This window comes from Pantoea sp. B_9 (genome assembly GCF_008632015.1).
GTDB lineage: Bacteria > Pseudomonadota > Gammaproteobacteria > Enterobacterales > Enterobacteriaceae > Pantoea > Pantoea dispersa.
Window position 1 is genome coordinate 15,498 of sequence record NZ_VWVL01000009.1, and the last position, 24,927, is coordinate 40,424.

General features: G+C 54.7%; 22 protein-coding genes. 21 read left to right on the top strand and 1 reads right to left on the bottom strand.

The genetic code is table 11. The features are described from left to right. The first annotated feature begins 35 nt into the window (after nt 1-35). The 17 genes from ovoA to F3I21_RS21015 all read left to right on the top strand — a co-directional run bounded on the left by ovoA (nt 36) and on the right by F3I21_RS21015 (nt 19,210). Nucleotides 36-2,174: a 5-histidylcysteine sulfoxide synthase gene (gene ovoA / locus F3I21_RS20935; RefSeq protein ID WP_150059672.1), complete on the top strand. Its 2,139-nt coding sequence runs from the start codon at nt 36-38 to the stop codon at nt 2,172-2,174. A gap of 105 nt (nt 2,175-2,279) precedes the next feature. Then, a complete protein-coding gene (gene asnC / locus F3I21_RS20940) occupies nt 2,280-2,741 on the top strand; it encodes a transcriptional regulator AsnC (protein WP_007893613.1) in 462 nt (153 codons plus the stop codon). A 154-nt stretch (nt 2,742-2,895) separates the two neighbouring features. Beyond that, nucleotides 2,896-3,336, top strand: a complete 441-nt coding sequence (mioC, locus tag F3I21_RS20945) for an FMN-binding protein MioC (protein ID WP_021508182.1) — start codon at nt 2,896-2,898, stop codon at nt 3,334-3,336. Between the two features lie 441 nt (nt 3,337-3,777). Beyond that, nucleotides 3,778-5,667, top strand: a complete 1,890-nt coding sequence (mnmG, locus tag F3I21_RS20950; protein ID WP_150059673.1) for a tRNA uridine-5-carboxymethylaminomethyl(34) synthesis enzyme MnmG — start codon at nt 3,778-3,780, stop codon at nt 5,665-5,667. Nucleotides 5,668-5,715: 48 nt separating this feature from the next. Beyond that, entirely contained in the window at nt 5,716-6,333 is a 618-nt protein-coding gene (rsmG, locus tag F3I21_RS20955) for a 16S rRNA (guanine(527)-N(7))-methyltransferase RsmG (RefSeq protein WP_021508184.1), read from the top strand. Between the two features lie 713 nt (nt 6,334-7,046). Continuing rightward, on the top strand, nt 7,047-7,427 hold the full coding sequence (atpI, locus tag F3I21_RS20960; RefSeq protein WP_021508185.1) for a F0F1 ATP synthase subunit I: 381 nt from the start codon (nt 7,047-7,049) through the stop codon (nt 7,425-7,427). 8 nt (nt 7,428-7,435) lie between these two features. Beyond that, the gene (gene atpB / locus F3I21_RS20965) at nt 7,436-8,254 is read left to right on the top strand and encodes a F0F1 ATP synthase subunit A (protein WP_031279833.1); all 819 of its coding nucleotides are present in this window, start codon (nt 7,436-7,438) and stop codon (nt 8,252-8,254) included. Nucleotides 8,255-8,303: 49 nt separating this feature from the next. Next, nucleotides 8,304-8,543, top strand: coding sequence for a F0F1 ATP synthase subunit C (atpE, locus tag F3I21_RS20970; protein ID WP_003849523.1), 240 nt, complete (start codon nt 8,304-8,306; stop codon nt 8,541-8,543). A gap of 108 nt (nt 8,544-8,651) precedes the next feature. Further along, nucleotides 8,652-9,122, top strand: coding sequence for a F0F1 ATP synthase subunit B (gene atpF / locus F3I21_RS20975; protein WP_021313757.1), 471 nt, complete (start codon nt 8,652-8,654; stop codon nt 9,120-9,122). Between the two features lie 14 nt (nt 9,123-9,136). After that, entirely contained in the window at nt 9,137-9,670 is a 534-nt protein-coding gene (gene atpH, locus F3I21_RS20980) for a F0F1 ATP synthase subunit delta (RefSeq protein WP_021508187.1), read from the top strand. Between the two features lie 14 nt (nt 9,671-9,684). Beyond that, nucleotides 9,685-11,226, top strand: a complete 1,542-nt coding sequence (atpA, locus tag F3I21_RS20985) for a F0F1 ATP synthase subunit alpha (protein ID WP_021508188.1) — start codon at nt 9,685-9,687, stop codon at nt 11,224-11,226. 52 nt (nt 11,227-11,278) lie between these two features. Then, complete coding sequence (gene atpG / locus F3I21_RS20990) at nt 11,279-12,145, top strand: F0F1 ATP synthase subunit gamma (protein WP_021508189.1); 867 nt, start codon at nt 11,279-11,281, stop codon at nt 12,143-12,145. Nucleotides 12,146-12,208: 63 nt separating this feature from the next. Next, a complete protein-coding gene (gene atpD, locus F3I21_RS20995; protein WP_021508190.1) occupies nt 12,209-13,606 on the top strand; it encodes a F0F1 ATP synthase subunit beta in 1,398 nt (465 codons plus the stop codon). Between the two features lie 24 nt (nt 13,607-13,630). Beyond that, nucleotides 13,631-14,050, top strand: coding sequence for a F0F1 ATP synthase subunit epsilon (locus tag F3I21_RS21000; protein WP_021508191.1), 420 nt, complete (start codon nt 13,631-13,633; stop codon nt 14,048-14,050). A 512-nt stretch (nt 14,051-14,562) separates the two neighbouring features. Continuing rightward, entirely contained in the window at nt 14,563-15,933 is a 1,371-nt protein-coding gene (gene glmU / locus F3I21_RS21005) for a bifunctional UDP-N-acetylglucosamine diphosphorylase/glucosamine-1-phosphate N-acetyltransferase GlmU (RefSeq protein WP_031279605.1), read from the top strand. Between the two features lie 180 nt (nt 15,934-16,113). Beyond that, nucleotides 16,114-17,943 (top strand): glutamine--fructose-6-phosphate transaminase (isomerizing), encoded by a 1,830-nt coding sequence (gene glmS / locus F3I21_RS21010; protein WP_150059674.1) that lies wholly within the window; start codon nt 16,114-16,116, stop codon nt 17,941-17,943. A gap of 448 nt (nt 17,944-18,391) precedes the next feature. After that, nucleotides 18,392-19,210, top strand: coding sequence for a winged helix-turn-helix domain-containing protein (locus F3I21_RS21015; protein ID WP_058758215.1), 819 nt, complete (start codon nt 18,392-18,394; stop codon nt 19,208-19,210). Between the two features lie 49 nt (nt 19,211-19,259). Here the strand turns inward: F3I21_RS21015 and F3I21_RS21020 are convergent, their stop codons facing one another. Then, the gene (locus F3I21_RS21020) at nt 19,260-19,910 is read right to left on the bottom strand and encodes a LuxR C-terminal-related transcriptional regulator (protein WP_150059675.1); all 651 of its coding nucleotides are present in this window, start codon (nt 19,908-19,910) and stop codon (nt 19,260-19,262) included. A gap of 591 nt (nt 19,911-20,501) precedes the next feature. On the opposite strand from F3I21_RS21020, the gene F3I21_RS21025 reads away from it, so the two are divergent. The 4 genes from F3I21_RS21025 to F3I21_RS21040 all read left to right on the top strand — a co-directional run bounded on the left by F3I21_RS21025 (nt 20,502) and on the right by F3I21_RS21040 (nt 24,915). Beyond that, nucleotides 20,502-21,035 (top strand): fimbrial protein, encoded by a 534-nt coding sequence (locus F3I21_RS21025; protein ID WP_058758213.1) that lies wholly within the window; start codon nt 20,502-20,504, stop codon nt 21,033-21,035. Between the two features lie 65 nt (nt 21,036-21,100). After that, entirely contained in the window at nt 21,101-21,625 is a 525-nt protein-coding gene (locus F3I21_RS21030) for a fimbrial protein (RefSeq protein ID WP_058758212.1), read from the top strand. Beyond that, a complete protein-coding gene (locus F3I21_RS21035) occupies nt 21,625-24,144 on the top strand; it encodes an outer membrane usher protein (RefSeq protein WP_150059676.1) in 2,520 nt (839 codons plus the stop codon). Before F3I21_RS21030 ends, F3I21_RS21035 begins: the two co-directional genes overlap by 1 nt. A 24-nt stretch (nt 24,145-24,168) precedes the next feature. Then, nucleotides 24,169-24,915, top strand: a complete 747-nt coding sequence (locus F3I21_RS21040; protein ID WP_058758210.1) for a fimbria/pilus periplasmic chaperone — start codon at nt 24,169-24,171, stop codon at nt 24,913-24,915. Nucleotides 24,916-24,927 lie beyond the last annotated feature (12 nt).

Consider the following 24,927-nt stretch of genomic DNA (forward strand, 5'->3'; position numbering starts at 1 on the left):
TACCCGCTGTGTTTAATCAGCTTACGGAGTTCACTGTGACAACCGCTCATCTTCACGATCAATTGCCTGCGCCCACCCGCACCGTTCGGCTTTCCGGCAGCAGCAGCGACGCCAAACGCGCCGAACTGCTGGCCTATTTCACCCAGACCTGGGAGCTGTACGAAAGCCTGTTCGACTGCCTCGCCGATGAGCGCGCGTACTTTAATAAAGCCATCACCCTGCGCCATCCGCTGATCTTCTACTTTGGCCATACCGCCACTTTCTACATTAATAAGCTGATGGCGGGCGGTTATCTGCAGCAGCGCATTGACGATCGCATCGAGGCGATGATGGCGATCGGCGTGGATGAGATGAGCTGGGACGATCTCGACGACAGCCATTACAGCTGGCCGGATGTGGCCGAGGTGCGCGACTACCGCGGCAAAGTGAAAACCGTGGTAAGTGAATTCATCCGCACCATGCCGCTGGATCTGCCGATTGACTGGGACAGCCCGGCATGGGTGATTCTGATGGGCATTGAGCATGAGCGAATTCACCTCGAAACCTCCAGCGTGCTGATCCGCCAGCTGCCGCTTGAGTGGGTAAAACCGCAGCCGCACTGGCCGGCGTGTCCGCAGGCGCGCCACGATCGTGCCTCGGTACCAGTCAATACATTGGTGGCGATGCCTGGCGGGCGCGTCACGCAGGGTAAAACCGATGACACCTACGGCTGGGATAACGAATACGGCAGCCTTACAACTGAGCTGAAACCGTTCAAAGCCAGCAAAATGCTGGTGAGCAACGCCGAGTTCTTTCATTTTATTGCCGCCAACGGCTATAACGAACGCCGCTGGTGGGATGACGAAGGCTGGGGCTGGCGCGAGTTTGCCCAGCCGCAGATGCCGACTTTCTGGGTCGGCGACATCGCGCAACCTGACGATCTCCGGCTGCGTCTGATGACCGAAGAAGTGGCGATGCCGTGGGACTGGCCCGCCGAAGTGAATCAGCTGGAAGCGGCGGCGTTCTGCCGCTGGCTGGCGGAAGAGAGCGGCAAAGCGATCCAGCTGCCGTGCGAAGCCGAGTGGATGCAGCTGCGCGAGCAGGTTGCCGGCGATCAGCCGGACTGGATCGACGCGCCGGGCAACATCAATCTTGCCCGCTGGGCCTCTTCCTGTCCGGTAGACCACTTTGCCCAGGGTGACTTCTTCGACATCGTCGGCAACGTCTGGCAGTGGACCACCACGCCGACCAACGGCTTTGAAGGCTTCAGGGTACATCCGCTGTATGACGATTTCTCCACGCCCACCTTTGACGGCAAACATGCGCTGATCAAAGGCGGCAGCTGGATCTCCACCGGCAACGAAGCGCTGAAATCCTCACGCTACGCCTTCCGGCGCCACTTCTTCCAGCATGCCGGTTTCCGCTACGTGGTTTCCTCGCATCAGGAGAGCATGGCGCTGAATCCGTATGAAACCGACAGCATGGTGTCGCAGTACCTCGACTTCCAGTACGGCCCCGGCTATTACGGTGTGCCGAACTACGCGGCGGCGCTGGTCGACATCGTGCTGCCGCACTGCACGCAGCGCGGCCGTGCACTGGATATCGGCTGCGCCACCGGCCGTGCCAGCTTTGAACTGGCGCGCCATTTTGCTGCGGTCACCGGCATGGATTACTCGGCGCGCTTTATCGACGTGGCGCTGCAGCTGACCTCGGGCGAGGATTTCCGTTACGTGGTGCCGGAAGAGGGAGAGCTGGTGGAGTATCGCCAGGTGCGGCTGAAAGAGTTTGGTTTCGATGAGACCCTGGCGCAGCGCATTCAGTTTGTGCAGGGCGATGCCTGTAACCTGAAACCGCAGCCCGATGGCTACGATCTGGTACTGGCCTCTAACCTGATCGATCGCCTGCGCCAGCCGAAGCGCTTCCTGCAGGACATCACGCCGATGATCCGCTCCGGCGGTTTGCTGGCTATCTCCTCACCTTACACCTGGCTGGAAGAGTTCACGCCGAAGGAGAACTGGCTGGGCGGTTTCCGTGAAAACGGTGAAGCGCTCACCACCTGGCAGGCGCTGCAACGACTGCTGCGCGATGCCTTTGAGGAGGTTGCGCCGCCGCAGGACGTGCCGTTTGTGATTCGCGAAACCGCACGTAAGTTCCAGCACACACAGGCCCAGCTGACGCTGTGGCGTAAGCGCTAAAAAGCGTGCAGACAGCGGCAGCTCCGCTGTCTGCGCCTTGCCTGTCCCGCTAATTTGCTGCACATTCTCCCTGTTCAGAGAAGAAGAACCTAATGAGGATGGATGATGGCGGAACACCTGCAACTGGATAATCTCGACCGCGGCATTTTAAATGCGCTGCTGCAAAACGCGCGCACCGCGTACGCCGAACTCGCCAAGCAGTTCAACGTCAGCCCCGGCACGATTCACGTGCGCGTCGAGAAAATGCGTCAGGCGGGGATTATTCTGGGTACGCGCGTGGAGATCGATCCACGGCAGCTCGGATTTGATGTCTGCTGTTTTATCGGCATCATTTTGAAAAGCGCGCGCGACTATCCGGCAGCGCTCAGCAAACTGGAAGCGCTGGATGAAGTGGTGGAAGCCTGGTATACCACCGGCCACTACAGCATTTTTATTAAAGTGATGTGCCGCTCCATTGATGCGTTGCAGCAGGTGCTGATCAACAAGATCCAGACCATTGATGAAATCCAGTCCACCGAAACGCTGATCTCCCTGCAAAACCCGATCATGCGCACCATCAAGCCGTGATCGGCTTCCCCGCTGTGCATAACCTTATCCCGGGCGGATCGCTTTTGTGATGCGCCTTGTCGCCTGATGCTATCGGCGATTAACCCTGTTTTCCACAGGTGGATCACCGCTTGATCACAGCGTACAATGCTCGCCTTTAGTGCGGGAGAGCATCATGGCCGATATTACCTTAATCAGTGGCAGTACCCTTGGCAGCGCCGAATATGTCGCTGAACATCTGGAAGAGAAACTGCAGGAAGCGGGCTTTTCAACCGAACTGCTGCACGGACCCGAGCTGGATGAGGTGCCGCAGGAAGGCGTCTGGCTGATTGTCAGCTCAACGCACGGTGCCGGCGAACTGCCGGACAACCTGCTGCCGTTTTATGAAGCGCTGCAGGAGAGCCAGCCGGATCTGTCAGGCGTACGCTTTGGCGCAGTGGGTATCGGTAATCATGAATACGATCTGTTCTGCGGTGCGATCAAACTGCTGGAGACGACGTTAACGCAGCTGGGCGCCAAACGTATTGGCGATCGGCTGGAGATCGACGTGCTGGAACATGAGATTCCGGAAGATCCGGCGGAAGTGTGGGTTGCCAGCTGGCACCCGCAGATTTAAGACGATCTTTGCTGGTCGGGGATCGGGTATTTGTGTCGATCCCCAGTTGATTCCGCTGTTTTATCGCCTTTTACCTGCGTCGCTCTGTGGATAAGATCCGTTATTTCATGCGTATAACCAGTAGTTATCCAAAGAACAACCGCTGATGCTTTTTTGCGCTGTGCATAAGTAGCAAAGTTGATCTCAGCTTATACGGATCAGGATCACCGATCATTCACAGTAAACGATCCTCGCTAATCCCCTGTTGCCACAGCGCTTTTCCGGGTTATCAACAGACAGGGGCGATCCTAATAAGAGATCTAACAGAGAGATCATATAAAAGACTTAAGATCCTTTCTTTTAAACCGCAGGATCCCGCGACTTTCGCCCTGAACAGAATTTCAGTAGAATCCACCGCCCAGGGCAACGATCCCTGTCCGAACACTAACGAGGACCCACTTCATGTTTTATCCAGATCCTTTTGACGTCATCGTAATCGGTGGTGGTCATGCGGGCACAGAAGCCGCGATGGCCGCTGCCCGAATGGGTCAGCAAACCCTGTTACTCACCCATAATATTGATACGCTGGGACAAATGTCCTGTAACCCGGCGATCGGTGGCATCGGGAAAGGACACCTGGTTAAGGAAGTGGATGCCTTAGGCGGTTTGATGGCCAGCGCGATCGATCAGGCCGGTATTCAGTTTAGGATACTAAACGCCAGCAAAGGCCCGGCGGTGCGTGCCACGCGTGCACAGGCAGACCGGGTACTGTATCGCCAGGCGATACGCACTGCGCTGGAAAACCAGCCGAACCTGATGATCTTCCAGCAGGCGGTTGATGATCTGATTGTGGAGAACGATCGCGTTGTCGGCGCCGTGACCCAGATGGGCCTGAAGTTCCGGGCGAAAACCGTCGTTCTGACGGTCGGCACCTTCCTGGACGGCAAAATCCACATCGGCCTCGATAACTACAGCGGTGGTCGTGCAGGCGATCCTCCGTCGATTCCGCTGGCTAAACGTCTGCGTGCGCTGCCGTTACGCGTAAACCGCCTGAAAACCGGTACGCCACCGCGTATCGATGCCCGCACCATCGACTTTTCGGTGCTCACGCCGCAGCACGGGGATGACCCGATGCCGGTGTTCTCGTTTATGGGCCATGCCGGACAGCATCCGCAGCAGGTGCCATGCTGGATCACCCACACCAACGAGCAGACACATGAAGTGATCCGCAATAACCTCGATCGCAGCCCGATGTATGCCGGGATCATTGAGGGGATCGGACCACGCTACTGCCCGTCGATCGAAGACAAAGTGATGCGCTTTGCCGATCGTAACGCGCATCAGATTTTCCTTGAGCCGGAAGGGCTGACCAGCAACGAAATCTACCCGAACGGCATCTCCACTAGCCTGCCGTTTGATGTGCAGATGCAGATCGTGCGCTCGATGAAAGGTCTGGAGAACGCGAAGATCGTGCGTCCGGGCTACGCCATCGAGTATGACTTCTTTGATCCGCGCGATCTCAAGCCGACGCTGGAGAGTAAATTTATCCACGGCCTGTTCTTTGCCGGCCAGATCAACGGCACCACCGGTTATGAAGAAGCGGCGGCGCAGGGGCTGCTGGCCGGCCTTAACGCTGCGCGTCAGTCTGCGGACAAAGAGGGCTGGGCGCCGCGTCGCGATCAGGCCTATCTTGGCGTGCTGGTCGACGATCTGTGTACGCTGGGCACCAAAGAGCCGTATCGCATGTTTACTTCGCGCGCCGAGTATCGTCTGATGCTGCGTGAAGACAACGCCGATTTGCGCCTGACCGAAACCGGACGTGAACTCGGCCTGGTCGACGACGCGCGCTGGGCTCGCTATAACCAGAAGCTGGAAGCGATTGAGCAGGAGCGTCAGCGTCTGCGTGACCTGTGGGTGCATCCGAAGTCTGAAAATGTCAGCGAAGTGAACACGGTAATCAGCGCGCCGCTGACCAAAGAGGCCAGCGCGGAAGATCTGCTGCGTCGTCCGGAGATGACCTACGAACTGCTGATGTCGCTGCCGAGCTACGGTCCGGCGCTGGCGGATGAGCAGGCCGCAGAGCAGGTAGAGATTCAGGTGAAGTATGAAGGTTACATCGCGCGTCAGCAGGAGGAGATCGATCGCCAGCAGCGCAATGAAAACACCTTACTCCCGGCCGACCTCGACTATCGCCAGGTGAATGGACTGTCGAATGAAGTGATCGCCAAACTCAACGACCACAAACCGACTTCCATTGGCCAGGCATCGCGTATTTCCGGCATCACGCCGGCGGCAATTTCAATTCTGCTGATTTACCTGAAAAAACAGGGCCTGCTGCGTAAAAGCGCCTGATCGACCCCCGGGGCGGGCATGCTCGCCCCTGTTAATGGAATTCTCGTCGTGATTAATAAACTCTCCCGGCTGCTGCAAGCGGCAAACATTTCCCTCTCCGATCAGCAAAAACAGCAGCTGGTGGGTTATGTCGAACTGCTGCACAAGTGGAATAAAGCCTACAACCTGACCTCGGTGCGTGATCCGCAGCAGATGCTGGTGCGCCACATTCTCGACAGCATCGTGGTAGAACCTCACCTGCAGGGTGAGCGCTTTATTGATGTCGGTACCGGACCGGGCCTGCCGGGGATCCCGCTGGCGATTGTCCGCCCGCAGGCGCACTTTACGCTGCTGGACAGCCTCGGGAAACGCGTGCGTTTCCTGCGTCAGGTGCAACATGAGTTAGGGCTTACTAACGTCACGCCGGTGCAGAGCCGGGTGGAAGAGTTCCCGGCTGAGCCGCCGTTTGACGGGGTGATCAGCCGCGCCTTTGCGTCGCTGGAGGACATGCTGAACTGGTGTCACCATCTGCCGGGCGCGACAGGCCACTTCTATGCGCTGAAAGGCGTCAGGCCGGATGACGAAATTGCCGCGCTGCCTGCCGGCTTCGCCATCGAAAAAATTGCGCCTCTGCGGGTGCCGGAACTGGAAGGTGAGCGTCATCTGGTGGTGATCAGGCGGCAATAGTCGCGCAAACGGTGTGGATTTATCGTGATTCATGCCGTTTGGCTTAGCGCAGCAGCCGGCTAAAAAAACAGCGGTTGAACGCGTCACGATAAACGCTTTTATTCAACAGGGCAGGGGAAGCAGGTTAACATCCGCCGCGGAAATTATCCGAAAACCTCTGTTACATTTAACGAATAATTCACATTTCATTATCAGTTACATCACTTTAACCGCTGTATTTACTGTGACGAATAGTCACGGCGGAAAATATAACTCTGCAATAAATCGGCGGACGTAATATCAGTTTTACGTTTTTATTGCGGTGGGTGATGTCAATAGAGTGTTTTTATCGAAAATCTGGCGCTAATCCTGGAGCAATAATTCTATCTTACTGATAGAAAAGTAAATTACGGGTTTCATTAATTGCGCGGCAGGGGTTAAAAAGCAAATTATCGCTGCCGGGGGTGCTTATAATGTGATCTGCAGCACGCTTTAAAAGCAAGTCTGCCGGGCAATTTCAAGCCTGTTTCGTCAGGCAGGCCGAAGCGGATGTTTTGAAAAATAGCCCTCCAGAAAGAAATTTAAATAATTGTTCACCTTTTCGCTACTTACCGATTGAAATCGCAGGTGCGGCCCGTATAATTTGCACGGCTTTTGCTGCTTGACTCAAAAGAGTAAAGGCAGTCTTATACGACACGCGACATACCCCGTTCGGGGCAGGAGAGTTAAGCGTCATGTCAGTGTCTCTTTACAGTGTGAAATTAGCCCGAACCGTGCTGGTGATCCAGCTGGTGACCTTTGTCGTAATCGGTGCGCTGTTTGCCCTGAAAGATGTCACCTGGGGCGCCTCTGCCATCGCGGGTGGTGCGGCAGCCTGGCTGCCAAACGTACTGTTTATGTTTTTAGCCTGGCGCCTGCAGGATCAAACTCCGGCAAAAGGGCGTGTCGCCTGGAGCTTCGCCTTTGGTGAAGTGCTCAAGGTGTTTGCCACCGTTGTTTTTCTCGTTGTGGCGTTAGGTGGATTTGGAGCGGTCTTCTGGCCACTCGCAATCACCTGGTTATCGGTGCTGGTGGTACAAATCGTCGCGCCGGCTGTAATTAACAACAAAGGGTAAGAGGCATCATGGCCGCAGGAGAGATCTCAACGCCGCAGGAATACATAGGTCATCATCTGACACATCTTCAGATGGACCTGCGTACTTTCGAGCTGGTGAATGCACACGACGCGCCAGCAACGTTCTGGACGTTAAACCTGGACTCCATGTTTTTCTCTGTTGTACTGGGACTGGTGTTCCTGGTGCTGTTCCGTAAAGTGGCGAAAAGCGCCACCAGCGGTGTGCCAGGGAAAATGCAGGCGGCTATCGAGCTGGTCGTTGGCTTTGTTGATAGCAACGTCCGCGACATGTACCACGGTAAGAGTAAAGTTATCGCCCCGCTGGCTCTGACGATTTTCGTCTGGGTCTTCCTGATGAACTTCATGGATCTGCTGCCTATCGATTTGCTGCCGTTTATCGGCGAGCACTATCTGGGCCTGCCGGCGCTGCGCGTCGTGCCGTCTGCAGACGTGAACATCACGCTGTCTATGGCGCTGGGCGTATTTATTTTGATTCTGTTCTACAGCATCAAAATGAAAGGTGTAGGTGGCTTCGCCAAAGAGCTGACGCTGCAGCCTTTTAATCACCCGATCTTCATCCCCATCAACCTGATTCTTGAAGGTGTTAGCCTGCTGTCTAAACCGGTTTCGCTCGGTCTGCGACTGTTCGGCAACATGTATGCGGGTGAGCTGATCTTTATCCTGATTGCCGGTCTGCTGCCGTGGTGGTCGCAGTGGGTGCTGAATGTGCCATGGGCCATTTTCCACATCCTGATTATTTCGCTGCAGGCTTTCATTTTCATGGTCCTCACGATTGTCTATCTGTCGATGGCATCTGAAGAGCATTGATTTTTATCTCAACAACTTAGCTTTTAACTGAAACAAACTGGAGACTGTCATGGAAAACCTGAATATGGATCTGCTGTACATGGCTGCCGCTGTGATGATGGGTCTGGCGGCAATCGGTGCTGCGATCGGTATCGGCATCCTCGGAGGTAAATTCCTGGAAGGCGCAGCGCGTCAGCCGGATCTGATTCCTCTGCTGCGTACGCAGTTCTTTGTTGTAATGGGTCTGGTGGATGCAATCCCAATGATCGCTGTTGGTCTGGGTCTCTACGTGATGTTTGCTGTCGCCTAAAGCCTGTAGCCGTGGTTCACTCATGGCACGCAGTGTGATGAGGAACGGATTCTGCCGTTTATCGCTGATAGCGGCAGAGCAAGTTAACTTAATAAGAGGCATTGTGCTGTGAACATTAATGCAACAATCCTCGGCCAGGCCATCGCGTTCATCCTGTTTGTCGCGTTCTGCATGAAGTACGTATGGCCGCCGATTATGGCTGCCATCGAAAAGCGCCAGAAAGAAATTGCTGAAGGCCTTGCTTCTGCTGAACGCGCGAAGAAAGATTTGGATCTCGCGCAGGCCAATGCGACCGACCAGCTGAAAAAAGCCAAAGAAGAAGCTCAGGTCATTATCGAGCAGGCGAACAAACGCCGTGCCCAGATTCTGGACGAAGCCAAAACTGAAGCTGAGACTGAACGTAACCGCATCGTGTCTCAGGCGCAGGCAGAAATCGAAGCCGAGCGCTCACGTGCACGTGAAGAGCTGCGTAAGCAAGTCGCGCTGCTGGCCTTAGCTGGCGCCGAGAAGATCATCGAACGTTCCGTGGATGAAGCTGCTAACAGCGACATCGTTGATAAACTGGTCGCTGAACTGTAAGGAGGGAGGGGCTGATGTCTGATCTGATTACTGTAGCTCGCCCCTACGCCAAAGCAGCTTTTGACTTTGCTGTTGAGCATCAAAGTATCGACCGCTGGCAGACCATGCTGGCGTTTGCCGCAGAAGTGGCTCGCAACGAACAGATGGCAGAACTCCTTTCCGGTGCATTGGCACCGGAAGCCTTGTCTGCTTCTTTCAACGCAGTCTGTGGTGATCAACTTGATGAACACGCTCAGAACCTGATTAAGGTTATGGCGGAGAACGGACGTTTGACAGCGCTTCCAGCGGTACTGGAACAGTTCATTCAACTGCGTGACGCTTATGAAGCGACAGCCGAAGTTGATGTGATCTCCGCCAGTGCGCTGAGTGACAGCCAGCTGAGTAAAATCAGCGCCGCGATGGAAAAACGTCTGTCACGCAAAGTTAAGCTGAATTGCAAAATTGATAAGTCTGTAATGGCAGGTGTGGTTATCCGTGCGGGTGACCTGGTGATTGATGGCAGCGTGCGCGGCCGTCTTGACCGTCTGGCAGACGTCTTGCAGTCTTAAGGGGACTGGAGCATATGCAACTGAATTCCACCGAAATCAGCGAACTGATCAAGCAGCGCATTGCTCAGTTCAATGTCGTGAGCGAAGCTCACAACGAAGGTACTATTGTTTCTGTAAGTGACGGTATCATCCGCGTACACGGCCTGGCCGATGTGATGCAGGGTGAGATGATTGCTCTGCCGGGCAACCGTTACGCTATCGCACTGAACCTCGAGCGTGACTCTGTAGGTGCAGTAGTGATGGGTCCGTACGCTGACCTCGCCGAAGGCATGAAGGTGAAGTGTACTGGCCGTATCCTGGAAGTGCCGGTTGGCCGTGGCCTGCTGGGCCGCGTGGTTAACACCCTGGGTGCACCGATCGACGGTAAAGGCGCTATCGACAACGATGGCTTCTCACCAGTTGAAGTGATTGCACCAGGCGTTATCGACCGTCAGTCAGTCGACCAGCCTGTTCAGACCGGTTACAAATCTGTCGATGCGATGATTCCAATCGGCCGTGGCCAGCGTGAGCTGATCATCGGTGACCGTCAGACCGGTAAAACTGCGATGGCCATCGACGCCATCATCAACCAGCGCGATTCTGGCATCAAGTGTGTCTACGTCGCGATCGGTCAGAAAGCCTCTACCATCTCTAACGTGGTACGTAAGCTGGAAGAGCACGGTGCGCTGTCTAACACCATCGTGGTTGTCGCTTCCGCTTCTGAATCCGCTGCGCTGCAGTACCTGGCTCCGTATGCCGGTTGCGCAATGGGTGAATACTTCCGTGACCGCGGTGAAGATGCGCTGATCGTTTATGATGACCTGTCTAAGCAGGCTGTTGCTTACCGTCAGATTTCTCTGCTGCTGCGCCGTCCGCCGGGTCGTGAAGCATTCCCGGGCGACGTGTTCTACCTCCACTCTCGTCTGCTGGAGCGTGCATCACGCGTTAGCGCTGACTACGTTGAGCGTTTCACCAACGGTGAAGTGAAAGGCCAGACCGGTTCTCTGACCGCGCTGCCGATCATCGAAACCCAGGCGGGTGACGTTTCTGCGTTCGTTCCGACCAACGTAATCTCGATTACCGATGGTCAGATCTTCCTGGAATCGAACCTGTTCAACTCCGGTATCCGTCCAGCCGTTAACCCGGGTATTTCGGTATCCCGTGTTGGTGGTGCTGCACAGACCAAGATCATCAAGAAACTGTCCGGTGGTATCCGTACCGCGCTGGCACAGTATCGTGAACTGGCAGCGTTCTCTCAGTTCGCTTCCGATCTGGACGATGCAACGCGCAAACAGCTGAGCCACGGTCAGAAAGTGACCGAGCTGCTGAAGCAGAAACAGTATGCACCGATGTCTGTTGCACAACAGGGTCTGGTACTGTTCGCTGCCGAGCGCGGCTTCCTGAACGACGTTGAACTGGCGAAAATCGGCAGCTTCGAAGCCGCTCTGCTGGCGTTCGCCGATCGCGAACACGCGGAGCTGATGGCTGAAATCAACCAGGCGGGTAACTACAACAACGAAATCGAAGAGAAGCTGAAAGGCCTCCTCGAAACGTTTAAAGCAACCCAGTCCTGGTAATGTCTGGCGGCTTGTCTGAAAAGGCAGGCCGCAAGGCTTTGAGGAGAAGCTAATGGCCGGCGCAAAAGAAATACGTACCAAGATCGGAAGCGTGAAAAACACGCAGAAGATCACCAAAGCGATGGAAATGGTCGCCGCCTCCAAAATGCGTAAAACGCAGGAACGCATGGCGGCCAGCCGTCCGTATGCAGATACCATGCGCAAAGTGATTGGTCACCTTGCTCTGGGTAATCTGGAATACAAGCACCCTTACCTGGATGAGCGCGACGTTAAGCGCGTCGGCTACCTGGTCGTTTCGACTGACCGCGGGCTTTGTGGTGGTTTGAACGTTAACCTGTTCAAAAAATTGCTGGCAGAAATGAAAGGCTGGTCTGATAAAGGCGTGCAGAGCGATCTGGCGATTATCGGTTCCAAAGGCGTTTCTTTCTTCGGCTCTGTAGGTGGCAACGTCGTGGCTCAGGTTACCGGCATGGGCGATAAGCCTGCGCTGTCCGACCTGATCGGCCCGGTAAAAGTGATGTTGCAGGCTTATGATGAAGGCCGCATCGACAAGCTGTATATCGTCAGCAATAAGTTTAATAACACCATGTCTCAGACTCCGACCATTACCCAACTGCTGCCGTTACCGCCAGCGGAAGGTGAAGAAGAGATGAAGGCGAAGACCTGGGATTACCTGTACGAACCCGATCCGAAAGCGCTGCTGGATACCCTGCTGCGTCGTTATGTCGAATCGCAGGTTTATCAGGGTGTGGTGGAAAACCTGGCCAGTGAGCAGGCTGCACGTATGGTGGCCATGAAAGCGGCAACCGATAACGGCGGAAACCTGATCAAAGAGCTGCAGTTGGTGTACAACAAAGCTCGTCAGGCCAGCATCACTCAGGAACTTACCGAGATCGTCTCGGGAGCCTCCGCGGTTTAACCAGGCATATATCCCGTCGCGCGAGCGCGGCCGGATATTCTCGTATTAGGTAGAGGATTCAAGATGGCAGCTGGAAAGATTGTCCAGATTATCGGCGCCGTAGTTGACGTCGAATTCCCTCAGGACGCGGTACCGCAGGTATACAGCGCTCTCGAGGTAAAAAATGGTGATGCTCGTCTGGTGCTGGAAGTTCAGCAGCAGCTGGGCGGTGGCGTGGTGCGTACCATCGCCATGGGTTCTTCTGACGGCCTGAAGCGCGGTCTGGAAGTCACCGACCTGAAAAAACCTATCCAGGTTCCGGTTGGTAAAGCAACACTCGGCCGTATCATGAACGTGCTGGGTGAGCCAATCGACATGAAAGGCGACCTGAAAGAAGAAGACGGCAGCGCTGTAGAGGTTTCCTCTATTCACCGCGCAGCGCCTTCTTATGAAGATCAGTCAAACTCGCAGGAACTGCTGGAAACCGGCATCAAGGTTATCGACCTGATGTGTCCGTTCGCGAAGGGCGGTAAAGTCGGTCTGTTCGGTGGTGCGGGTGTGGGTAAAACCGTAAACATGATGGAGCTGATCCGTAACATCGCGGCTGAGCACTCAGGTTATTCGGTCTTTGCCGGCGTGGGTGAGCGTACTCGTGAGGGTAACGACTTCTACCACGAAATGACGGACTCCAACGTTATCGATAAAGTAGCGCTGGTGTATGGCCAGATGAACGAGCCGCCGGGTAACCGTCTGCGCGTGGCACTGACCGGTCTGACCATGGCGGAAAAATTCCGTGATGAAGGCCGTGACGTTCTGTTGTTCATCGACAACATCTACCGTTACACCCTGGCCGGTACAGAGGTTTCTGCACTGCTGGGTCGTATGCCATCGGCGGTAGGTTATCAGCCAACGCTGGCTGAAGAGATGGGTGTGCTGCAGGAGCGTATTACCTCCACCAAGACCGGTTCAATCACCTCCGTACAGGCCGTTTACGTTCCTGCGGATGACCTGACTGACCCGTCACCAGCAACCACCTTTGCTCACTTAGACTCAACCGTTACGCTGAGCCGTCAGATCGCGTCACTGGGTATCTACCCGGCCGTTGACCCGCTGGACTCTACCAGCCGTCAGCTGGATCCGCTGATCGTCGGTCAGGAGCACTACGACGTCGCGCGTGGCGTTCAGTCGCTGCTGCAGCGTTACCAGGAGCTGAAAGACATCATCGCCATCCTCGGTATGGACGAGCTGTCTGAAGAAGACAAACTGCTGGTGGCACGTGCGCGTAAGATTCAGCGCTTCCTGTCTCAGCCGTTCTTCGTAGCAGAAGTCTTCACCGGTTCTCCGGGTAAATACGTGACGCTGAAAGACACCATCCGTGGCTTCAAAGGCATCATGGAAGGCGAATTCGACCACCTGCCAGAGCAGGCGTTCTACATGGTCGGCGCGATCGAAGAAGCTGTCGAAAAAGCGAAGAAACTGTAATAACGGTTTCCCAGGAGGAGTGGTATGGCTATGACTTATCATCTGGACGTGGTCAGCGCGGAGCAGCAAATGTTCTCCGGTCTGGTGCAGCGTATCCAGGTGTCAGGTAGCGAAGGTGAGCTGGGTATTTACCCGGGCCACGCCCCGCTGCTGACTGCCATCAAGCCTGGTATGATTCGCATCGTTAAACAGCACGGCGAAGAGGAGTATATCTACCTCTCTGGCGGCGTGCTGGAAGTACAGCCGGGCAGCACGACCGTTCTGGCCGACACTGCAATTCGCGGTGAAGACCTCGACGAAGCGCGCGCGCTGGAAGCGAAACGTAAAGCAGAAGAGCACATGAACAGCAGCCACGGCGACGTGGACTATGCTCAGGCCTCTGCGGAGCTGGCGAAAGCTATCGCGAAACTGCGCGTCATCGAGCTGACCAAAAAAGCGATGTAATCAGGCTTTATGCGTCACGAAATGCCAGCCCCCGGGCTGGCATTTTTTTTGCCTGCTGCCGGTGCGCATAAATGCGCACCCTACGAATAGCTGTGCTGGTGCCCTGTATGAACGTCATTCATGGCGACCAAATGTCGGTGCGCATAAATACGCACGCTGTCCAAAACCGCACAATTACCCGTAGGGGCGCCATTCATGGCGACCAAATGTCGGTGCGCATAAATACGCACCTGTCCAAAACCGCACAATTAACCCGTAGGGGCGCCATTCATGGCGACCAAATGTCGATGCGGATGAATGCGCACGCTATCCAAAACCGCACACTTACCCGCAGGGGCGCCATTGATGGCGACCGAAAATGGCACAACGCCCTTACCTCATGCTCTCCCCGGCGACCCGTGCTGGCCACTCACCGCCGCTGATCCTCTTCCGCTAATTTCGCACGGAGAAAAATGTAGTAATCTCAGGGGTAAACCTTACACTTTCGAAAGCTAAATTGAGTCAGGATAGTTATGTCGACAAGCGCAATGAGCGTGGTGATCCTCGCCGCTGGCAAAGGCACCCGCATGTATTCCGATCTGCCCAAGGTGCTGCACAGCCTGGCAGGTAAACCGATGGTGCAACACGTTATTGATGCCGCTACCGGCCTCGGCGCACAGCAGGTGCATCTGGTCTACGGCCACGGCGGTGAATTGCTGCAGGAGAAACTGGCGCATAACCCGCTGAACTGGGTATTGCAGGCGGAACAGCTCGGCACCGGCCATGCCATGCAGCAGGCGGCACCGTTCTTCGCCGATGACGAAGATATCCTGATGCTGTACGGCGATGTCCCGCTGATCGCCCAGGAAACCCTGCAGCGTCTGCGCGACGCCAAACCCGCGGGCGGCATCGGGCTGCTCACTGTGGTGCTGGATAATCCCACAGGCTACGGACGCATCGTGCGTGAAAACGGCACCATCACCGGCATCGTGGAGCAAAAAGATGCGTCAGCCGAACAGCTGAAGATTCAGGAGATCAACACCGGCATCCTGATTGCCAACGGTGCCGACCTGAAGCGCTGGCTGGCGCAGCTCAACAACCACAATGCGCAGGGCGAATTCTACATCACCGATATCATCGCCATGGCGCATCAGGAAGGCCGCGTGATCAACGCAGTGCACCCGGCGCGTATCAGCGAAACCGACGGCGTGAACAATCGTCTGCAGCTTTCCACCCTGGAGCGCACTTATCAACGCGAGCAGGCAGAAAAGCTGCTGCTGGCTGGCGTCATGCTGCGCGATCCGGCGCGCTTCGATCTGCGCGGTACGCTGCAGCACGGTCGTGATGTCGATATTGATACCAACGTGATCATTGAAGGTAACGTCACGCTGGGCCATCGGGTAAAAATTGGCGCTGGCTGCATCATCAAAAACAGCGTGATTGCCGATGACTGCGAAATCAGTCCTTATTCGGTGATTGAAGATGCCACGCTGGCCGCCGCCTGCACCGTCGGGCCATTTGCGCGCCTGCGTCCGGGCAGCGAACTGGCTGAACAGGCGCACGTCGGCAACTTCGTCGAGATGAAGAAAGCGACGCTGGGTAAAGGCTCGAAGGCCGGCCATCTGTCGTATCTCGGTGATGCGGAGATTGGCGCGGGCGTGAATATCGGTGCCGGCACCATCACCTGCAACTACGACGGTGCCAACAAGTTTAAAACCATTATCGGCGACAACGTGTTTGTCGGCTCGGATACCCAGCTGGTGGCCCCGGTCAGCGTGGCGGCGGGCGCCACCATCGCCGCCGGCACAACGGTGATGAAAGACGTTACCGCTGCCGATCTGGTCTATAACCGCAAAGAGCAAAATCAGAAGTCTGGCTGGCAGCGTCCGGTTAAGAAAAAATAAATGTCAGGGCCGGCAAAGATCGGCCCGGTATTAAAAACCCGACATATTCCGGTTTTCAGGCAGCTAACGCACCTGCAACCTGGATTAGGAAGGGATCTCCCCCACTCTCTACAAGGCTCGGGGAACAATCAGGTCAGATGACAACGCAATGGCCGAAAGCCATGACGTCAGGAAATTACTATGTGTGGAATTGTTGGTGCAGTAGCGCAGCGTGATATCGCAGAAATTCTGCTGGAAGGGCTGCGTCGTCTTGAGTATCGCGGTTATGACTCTGCCGGTCTGGCGGTTGTCGATCGCCAGGGCCACATGACGCGGTTGCGTCGTCTGGGTAAAGTGGCCAATCTGGCGGAAGCGGCGGAGCAGCAGCCGCTGATTGGCGGAACCGGCATCGCGCACACCCGCTGGGCGACGCACGGTGAGCCGTCGGAAGCCAATGCGCACCCGCACGTCTCAGAGCACATTATTATTGTGCACAACGGCATCATTGAGAACCACGAACCGCTGCGTGAACAGATGATCGCACGCGGTTACCGCTTTGCCTCCGAAACCGACACCGAAGTGGTGGCGCATCTGGTGCACTGGGAGCAGAAACAGGGCGGTACGCTGCGCGAAGTGGTACTGCGGGTGATCCCGCAGCTGCGCGGGGCGTATGGTATGGTGATCATGGACAGCCGCGATCCGTCAGTGCTGGTGGCTGCGCGTTCCGGCAGCCCGCTGGTGATTGGCCGCGGCGTGGGCGAAAACTTTATCGCTTCCGATCAGCTGGCGCTGCTGCCGGTGACCCGCCGCTTTATCTACCTCGAAGAGGGGGATATTGCCGAAATTACCCGCCGCGAAGTGGCGATTATCGATCGCCACGGTAACCAGGCACAGCGCGCAGAGATCGAATCCACTGCGCAGTACGATGCCGGCGATAAAGGTGTCTACCGCCATTACATGCAGAAAGAGATCTACGAACAGCCGAACGCCATCAAAAACACGCTGGCCGGCCGCTTCCATGACGGCATTGTTGATCTCAGCGAGCTGGGCGCTAACGCGGAAACGCTGCTGAGCCAGGTGGAACATATCCAGATCATCGCCTGTGGCACCTCCTACAACTCAGGCATGGTGTCGCGTTACTGGTTTGAGTCGCTGGCCAACATCCCGTGTGACGTGGAAATCGCCTCCGAATTCCGCTATCGCAAATCGGCGGTGCGTAAAAACAGCCTGCTGATCACCCTGTCGCAATCCGGTGAAACCGCCGATACGCTGGCAGCGCTGCGCCTGTCCAAAGAGCTGGGCTATCTCGGTTCGCTGGCCATCTGCAACGTGGCGGGTTCGTCACTGGTGCGTGAGTCAGATCTGGCGCTGATGACCAAAGCCGGTACCGAAATCGGCGTAGCCTCGACCAAAGCGTTCACCACCCAGCTGACGGTACTGCTGATGCTGGTGGCGAAGCTGGGCCGTCTGCACGGCATGCGCGCTGACACCGAGCACGAGATTGTCCATGCACTGCAGGCGTTGCCGAGCCGCATTGAACAGATGCTGGCGCAGGATAAAGTGATCGAGAATCTCGCCGAAGGCTTCTCTGACAAGCATCACGCGCTGTTCCTCGGCCGTGGCGATCAGTATCCGATTGCCATGGAAGGGGCGCTGAAGCTGAAAGAGATCTCCTATATCCACGCCGAAGCCTATGCAGCGGGCGAACTGAAGCACGGTCCGCTGGCGCTGATTGATGCCGATATGCCGGTGATTGTGGTGGCACCGAACAACGAACTGCTGGAGAAGCTGAAATCCAACATCGAAGAGGTGCGCGCGCGCGGCGGTCTGCTGTATGTGTTTGCCGACCAGGATGCCGGTTTCAGCGACAGCGAAGGCATGAAAATCATCCCGCTGCCGCACGTTGAAGAGGTAATTGCCCCAATCTTCTACACCGTGCCGCTGCAGTTGCTCTCCTACCACGTGGCGCTGATCAAAGGCACCGACGTCGACCAGCCGCGTAACCTGGCGAAATCGGTCACGGTGGAATAAGCGCCGCATCGTCAGTCAATACAAACCACAGCCTGCCAGCATGAGCGGCAGGCTTTTTTTTAGAAAAAAATCTTCCGCGTTCATTTTTTTGCAATATGTTTCATGCACTATGGCTGGCAATAAAAGGAAGTGACTTTACGATTTATTACCTGACGGTTGCATAATTATTTAACCGCCTGTGCTAAAACTCCTTTTTCAGGCCGCTTACCACCGGTTTATTGTTCTCATGTTTTAATTCCCCTTCGCAGTACAGATAATTTTTCATAAAAACACCCTTCCAATAACCTTATGATTGTAAAGGTTTAATTTTTTCTTGATAAAAAATAAGGAATATTCACAACTGTTTTTATTTCCTTCATGCAACTTATCGCGTATAGGATGGCCCAGCTTTATATCCACGCGGAGGCGAGGGTCTCTTATAAAGCCTCGTGCTTAAAAAGGAGCTGTTGTGAATATCTATCTTATTAATGATGACGTCATTTTTGATAGTGCAGCGGGTATACTGAAATCGATATCTCAGCCAGAAAATGACATCACGCTGCCGACATCTGCCGTCAGCTGTCTTGAGTTACTGCTTGTTAGCCAGGGAGAGCCGGTTAAAAAAAGCACGCTTCTTGAAGGAGCATGGCACCAGCGCGGATTTTTTGTGTCGGACAACAGCCTGAATCAGGTTATTGCCCTGTTACGTAAAAGCTTTACCCAGCTCCATCAGGATAAAAACCTGATTGTAACGGTGCCGCGGGTGGGCTACCAGTTCAGCTATGGTGTCAGCGTGGAGCTACTGGATAAACAGCGCCACGAGGAAACCCTGCAGCGCGTCAGCGTCGGGGATGCGCAGAAAGTGACGGTGGCAATACCCGACAGTAACTGCGAGCAGTATCGCCAGTCCGCTCAGCGTAATAAATTAAAGCTGTGTCTGGTCACGGTTTTATTGCTGGGAACGCTAGGGCTATTGTGGGACAGTCAGCCTTTTCACCGCTGGGTTGCCGAAGAGCAGGTGTTCATCCGGGAAGGCTTTTTAATCAATGATGTAGAGTTGTACGTCAGCGAAAAGATCATCAGAGACAGTACAAAAATCGCGCAGGCCAAGTCGTTAATACACCAGAACGAAGCGTTTAATCACCTGCTGGAAAACAAAAAAGAGATGAAGAAGGTCTACGTTGAAGATGCGATAGAAGCTAACGCATTTAGCTATTTTCTTTGTGATAGCGATATTCATCGCGTCAGGGCGCTTTGCCAGAACATCATCATATTGCAGCATCAGTAACCAGCCAGTTTTTACTGCACACAGCGGGAAGAGCTGTGTGCAGTTCCTCTCAAAACCATTCTAATTTCATTTTGGCCAGCGTTGAATTGCCCTCAATTCCCAGCTTTCTGAAAGCTGAGTATTTATAGCTGGCTGCCGTTTTGACATTGATAGCATGTTTATAGGCGATCTTGCTCAGTGAAATACCGGTTAACAGTTCGCGAATCACCGTATGCTCCCGGCGGGAAAGGCTGGATATCTTGCGGGCCAGCGCATCCTGATGCGGATCGGCATTTAATTGCTGCTCCAGGCGCGGACTGAGTGCGGTTTGTCCCTGAATACTGCTCTGCAACATCTCATTGACGGTGGTCAGCGGCTCGCGCTTGGAGATGACAGAATAAAAGGTGCGTTCACTCATTTTACGTGCAACAAAACTATCAATCGAGGTAAAGACGACGCCCCGGATGCTCGGGCATGCCGCTGAGAAGCTTAAAATGAAGTTCTTCTCTTTCGCGAAGTTTTTCGCTTCATCAGAAAAATAAAAGATGACGGCATGCGGTCGATTGCGCGATTTGCGGCAGTAGTCAATCAGCTCGATCAATTCAACCGGATGATGCCAGATATTCACTTTGCAGTGCTTTAAGTGGCTATTGGTAAAGGTATATAAGGCCGGTGCCATATAACCACTGAAATCAACGATAGCAACGCGGTAATTTTTCATCTGGATTCCTTTTGGTGAAATTACCGCTCCATAGTGTTTTTGCCCGGCAATTAACACAAGTTAATAGCTGTGATAAATGCTGAAGTGCCGGGAAATCCATTTGCCCGGATACACATCTATAAAAAAACGTAGTCAGAACCGGTTTGGTCTTTTTGCCAGAATTGCACCTTAGGTAACTAAAGTTATTACCTGCAAAACAGACCTGTCGTGTTTTATGTTATGGTGAGTAGTGTTTGTTTTTTGTTGCAATTAACAATGCGATAATATTAATTTGATTATTATTTACATATCCCCGCTTAATCCCGAAAAAACCCAGCGCGATTAATGCCCTCATAACTGATCTGCATCATTCCAGTCCTGTGGGGTTGTGAATCACAAATTGTAAAAACACTATAAAAACAGGCAGTTAAGTTGTTAATTTTGTCAATAATTGTTTTTGCTCTCTGAGTTTGTGAATAGTTGTTTTTGATCTGGGATGTGTATTGCTTAACTTTCTCGTTTATCGAAAATGGGCGCCGAAGCAAACGGCATTGCTGTTGCGATTTAAATAAAACTTGATGACTCACTTTACTTAAACGGGAATTTATAAAAATGAAACTGAACAAAATCATGCTGGCTTCTGTAATGGCATTTGGTGTAGTAGCAGGCGCTCAGGCTGCAGGTAATGGTGCAGGTACCGTAACCTTCACCGGTTCTATTATTGATGCGCCTTGCTCAATCACCCCTGAAACCGTTGATCAGACTGTAGAACTGGGTCAGGTATCTAAAGCTCAGCTGGAAACCGCGAACAAAACCGGTAGCTCTAACCCGCGTCCTTTCCAGATCAAACTGGAAAACTGCGATACCGCGACGCTGAAAACCGTTACCACTACTTTCACCGGTGCCAGCTCACAGTATGACAAAGACCTGCTGGGCATGACCGGTACTGCTACCGGCGCCAGCATCGCCATCACCGACGGTTCTGGTAAGAAAATCGCACTGGGCCAGGCAACGGATGCACAGACTTTACAGGATGGTAACAACACCCTGAGCTTCGCAGCCTTCCTGCAGGGCGGCGGTGCTTCTGCCACCATCAATCCAGGTGAATTCCAGTCTATCGCTGACTTCTCTCTGGCCTACCAGTAATTCAGCACCCTTAGCTGGGGTGTGGCGTGTGAGTTTCACACGCCATTAGTTATCAGGTGGAAATTATGAAAGCGTTTATCACTTTTGCCCTCAGTTCAGCGTTGTTGTCTCTTCCGGTATTTGCCACTGAAAGTGATAATGATAATGGTCGGGTAAAAATGCGCGGCGCGATCATTGTTTCCGCCTGTACCATTGATGCAGGTAATCAGGATCAGACGGTTGATTTTGAACAGACATCAATTACCGATGTGATGCGCGATCAGCGCAATGCGACCCAGGCATTTTCGCTGCGCCTGACCAACTGTATTCTGAGCGATACATTAATTAATTATAATAAGCGCAACTTTGACATTTCTTTTGATGGTGAAAAGCGTGACGGTCTGTTTAATGTCAGCGGCAAAAGCCGCGGCCTTGCTTTCAGCATTGATGATGCGCAATCCCATCAGCTTCAGCACTATTTAAGCAGCCACACCGTGGATGATTCCGGTATGGCGCTGAACTATATCGTACACTTTCAGCATAATCATCAAACGCTGGTTGAAGCGGGTGATTATTACAGCTCAGTACGCATGAAAATGGATTATCATTAATGCATCAGGTTGCGAATAATAGCCCGCGCTTCCGCTTATCTGGTGCGCACATTCTCAGCGTGTTAATCAGCGTTGCCCTATTCCGTCCGGATTGTGCTCTGAGCGCCGAACTGCAATTTAACACCGACATGCTGGATATTAAGGAACGCGAAAATATTAATATTCAGCAGTTTTCGCAGAAAGGTTATATTCTGCCGGGGACTTACCCGATGGTGGTGTATCTCAACCAGAGTGAACTGCCAGAACAGGACATCACCTTTTTAGCTCCCGAGAATGATCCCGCCGGCAGTGAAGCCTGTATTACCCCTGCGCTGGTGGAACAGTGGGGGCTGCGCCCGGATGCGCAAAAGAAACTCAGCTGGTGGCATAACGGCCAGTGCCTGACCCTCAGCAGCCTGGAAGGCGCAGAAGCGCGCGGCGATCTGGGTAACTCAGCGCTGCGCATCAACCTGCCACAGGCTTATCTGGAGTACAGCTCGCCAGACTGGGATCCGCCTGCGCGCTGGGATGAGGGCGTGCCCGGCGTTTTGTTTGATTACAACCTATATGCCCAGGCCAGCCGTCAGCAGGCCAGCGGCAGCAAATATTACAACCTGAGCGGTAACGGCACCAGTGGTGCTAACGTTGGGCCGTGGCGCGTGCGCGCCGACTGGCAGGCGTCGCACGTCCAGAACTCTACCGGCATGTCAGACACCCGCTGGGACTGGAGCCGCTTTTATGCCTATCGCGCGCTGCCGCACCTGCGTGCGCAGCTGTCGCTGGGCGAAAATTACCTCTATTCAGACGTGTTTGACAGTTTCCGTTTTACCGGCGTCAGCCTGAACTCCAACGACAATATGCTGCCACCGAACCTGCGTGGCTATGCGCCCGAGGTAACCGGGATTGCCAAAACCAATGCCAAAGTGGTGATCAGCCAGCAGGGACGTGTCATTTATGAAACGCACGTCGCCACCGGGCCGTTCCGTATCCAGGACATTAACGATGCGGTCAACGGTACGCTGGATGTGCGCGTTGAGGAGCAGGACGGCACGGTACAGAAATTTACCGTCAATACGGCGTCGGTGCCGTACTTAACCCGCCCGGGACGCGTGCGCTACAAATTAGCCACCGGCAGACCGTCGGATTTCCGCCATCACATTAACGGCCCAACCTTTGCTGCCGGTGAGTATTCGTGGGGGATCAATAACGGCTGGTCGCTGTACGGCGGCGGTATCGCCAGTGCGCGCTACGGCGCGGTTTCCGTGGGGCTGGGGCGTGACCTGCTGTTCCTCGGCGCGCTGTCGTTTGACGCCACCCAGTCGCAGGCAAAGCTGCCGCACACTGGTACCCAGAACGGTCGCTCCTACCGCCTGAGCTACTCCAAGCGGTTTGAAGAGTATGACAGCCAGGTGACGTTTGCCGGCTACCGCTTCTCACAGCGCAACTTTATGACCATGGGCGATTATCTCAATGCGCAGCGTGATGCGCGCCGTAACGGGCGCAACAAAGAGATGTACACCGTGACGCTGAACAAATCGTTTCGTGATTTGGGTGTTACCGCTTACCTCAGTTACACCCATCAGAGCTACTGGAACCGTCCGGCGAGCGATAACTTCAGCCTGTCGATGTCGCGCTACTTTGACATTGGCCGCCTGAAAAACGTCAGCGTTTCGCTGGCGGCCTATCGCAACAAATTTAATAAAGTCACCGATGATGGCGCTTATATTTCGCTGTCGTTCCCGTTCGGCAACAGCAGCAATATCAGCTACAGCGCTGATGTGAAGCGCGATGACACCAGTCACGACGTCAGTTATTACGATCGCGTTAACGAAAACAGCAGTTATCAGCTGCGCGCAGGCCACAGCCGGCGCGGTAACAGCATGGGCGGTTACGTGTCGCATCACGGCGATATCGCTGATACCACCGCCAGCATCAACTATCAGGAAGGGCAGTACAGCAGCCTGAGTGTGTCTGCCCAGGGCGGCGCGGTGCTGACCCCTGAAGGCGGCGCGCTGCACCGCAACATGATGCTGGGCGGAACCCGACTGTTAGTGGATACCAGCGGCGTGCCTGACGTGCCGGTGCGCGGCTTTGGTGCACCGGTATACACCAACCGCTTTGGTAAAGCGGTGATCAGCGATGTCAACAGCTATTACCGCAGCAGCGCCCGCATTGACTTTGGCAAACTGGATGACAACGCCGAAGCCACCCGTTCGGTGGTGCAAACCACCCTGACTGAAGGCGCCATAGGCTACCGTCGCTTTAACGTAATTGCCGGTGCTAAAGCGATGGCGATCATTCGCCTGGCAGACGGCTCGGTGCCGCCGTTCGGTGCCAGCGTGATGAACAGTAAAAAGCAGGAAACCGGCATCATTTACGATCAGGGCAACATCTATTTGAGCGGTGTCCATCCGGCGGAACGGATGGACGTGAGCTGGAATGGCCAGGTGCAGTGTTCCGTCACGCTGCCGGCCACGCTGCCTGATGACCTGTACAGCGGATTACTTTTACCGTGCCTGCGGGAAGACGAAAAAATTTAATTCTTTAAAGGGGCAAAGTTAACCATGCATACCTCAGTAAAAACAGTTCTGGCGACGCTGCTCACGCTGGCGACCGCACAGCAGGCGCTGGCCGCGGTGGCGCTGGATCGTACCCGGGTGATCTATAACGGTAATGAAAAGGCGGTCAGCCTGACCATTCGTAACCAGAACGAGAAATTACCCTATCTGGCGCAGGGCTGGATTGAAGATGAGCAGGGCAATAAGCTGAATGGACCGCTGGTGCTGCTGCCGCCGGTGCAGCGCATCGAGCCGGGTGAAAAGAGCCAGATGAAGGTGCAGGCGCTGCCGGCGGCGGCACAGCTGCCGCAGGATCGTGAGACCGTTTACTACTTTAATCTGCGCGAAATCCCACCGCGCAGTGAAAAGCCCAACGTGCTGCAGATTGCGCTGCAAACCCGTGTGAAGCTGTTCTACCGGCCGGCGGCGATCGTGCCGGACCGTAAGGCGATGGAGAATCCGTGGCAGGAGCAGCTGACGTTGACCCGTCAGGGCGATAGCTACATGGCACACAACCCGACGCCGTATTACATTACCCTGGTTGATGCCACGACGCACAAGGAAGGCAAAACGGTGGCGGGCTTTGCGCCGCTGATGGTGCCGCCGAAGGGCAGCATTAAGTTGGGCGGCAGCGCCAGCGCGCTGGGCAACGCGCCGGTGTTAACCTACATCAACGACTACGGTGGCCGTCCGGCGCTGACCTTCCGCTGCGCCAGCGACTGCCGTGTGGTGCCGGAAAAGCGCCAGCAGTAATCACGCGGACGA

What these genes read in the sequence shown, in the direction of transcription:
- asnC (WP_007893613.1), top strand. Translation starts at nt 2,280, where the DNA reads ATGGCGGAACACCTGCAACTGGATAATCTCGACCGCGGCATTTTAAAT.
- mioC (WP_021508182.1), top strand. Translation starts at nt 2,896, where the DNA reads ATGGCCGATATTACCTTAATCAGTGGCAGTACCCTTGGCAGCGCCGAA.
- mnmG (WP_150059673.1), top strand. Translation starts at nt 3,778, where the DNA reads ATGTTTTATCCAGATCCTTTTGACGTCATCGTAATCGGTGGTGGTCAT.
- atpI (WP_021508185.1), top strand. Translation starts at nt 7,047, where the DNA reads ATGTCAGTGTCTCTTTACAGTGTGAAATTAGCCCGAACCGTGCTGGTG.
- atpB (WP_031279833.1), top strand. Translation starts at nt 7,436, where the DNA reads ATGGCCGCAGGAGAGATCTCAACGCCGCAGGAATACATAGGTCATCAT.
- atpE (WP_003849523.1), top strand. Translation starts at nt 8,304, where the DNA reads ATGGAAAACCTGAATATGGATCTGCTGTACATGGCTGCCGCTGTGATG.
- atpH (WP_021508187.1), top strand. Translation starts at nt 9,137, where the DNA reads ATGTCTGATCTGATTACTGTAGCTCGCCCCTACGCCAAAGCAGCTTTT.
- atpA (WP_021508188.1), top strand. Translation starts at nt 9,685, where the DNA reads ATGCAACTGAATTCCACCGAAATCAGCGAACTGATCAAGCAGCGCATT.
- atpG (WP_021508189.1), top strand. Translation starts at nt 11,279, where the DNA reads ATGGCCGGCGCAAAAGAAATACGTACCAAGATCGGAAGCGTGAAAAAC.
- atpD (WP_021508190.1), top strand. Translation starts at nt 12,209, where the DNA reads ATGGCAGCTGGAAAGATTGTCCAGATTATCGGCGCCGTAGTTGACGTC.
- F3I21_RS21000 (WP_021508191.1), top strand. Translation starts at nt 13,631, where the DNA reads ATGGCTATGACTTATCATCTGGACGTGGTCAGCGCGGAGCAGCAAATG.
- glmU (WP_031279605.1), top strand. Translation starts at nt 14,563, where the DNA reads ATGTCGACAAGCGCAATGAGCGTGGTGATCCTCGCCGCTGGCAAAGGC.
- glmS (WP_150059674.1), top strand. Translation starts at nt 16,114, where the DNA reads ATGTGTGGAATTGTTGGTGCAGTAGCGCAGCGTGATATCGCAGAAATT.
- F3I21_RS21020 (WP_150059675.1), bottom strand. Translation starts at nt 19,910, where the DNA reads ATGAAAAATTACCGCGTTGCTATCGTTGATTTCAGTGGTTATATGGCA.
- F3I21_RS21025 (WP_058758213.1), top strand. Translation starts at nt 20,502, where the DNA reads ATGAAACTGAACAAAATCATGCTGGCTTCTGTAATGGCATTTGGTGTA.
- F3I21_RS21030 (WP_058758212.1), top strand. Translation starts at nt 21,101, where the DNA reads ATGAAAGCGTTTATCACTTTTGCCCTCAGTTCAGCGTTGTTGTCTCTT.
- F3I21_RS21035 (WP_150059676.1), top strand. Translation starts at nt 21,625, where the DNA reads ATGCATCAGGTTGCGAATAATAGCCCGCGCTTCCGCTTATCTGGTGCG.
- F3I21_RS21040 (WP_058758210.1), top strand. Translation starts at nt 24,169, where the DNA reads ATGCATACCTCAGTAAAAACAGTTCTGGCGACGCTGCTCACGCTGGCG.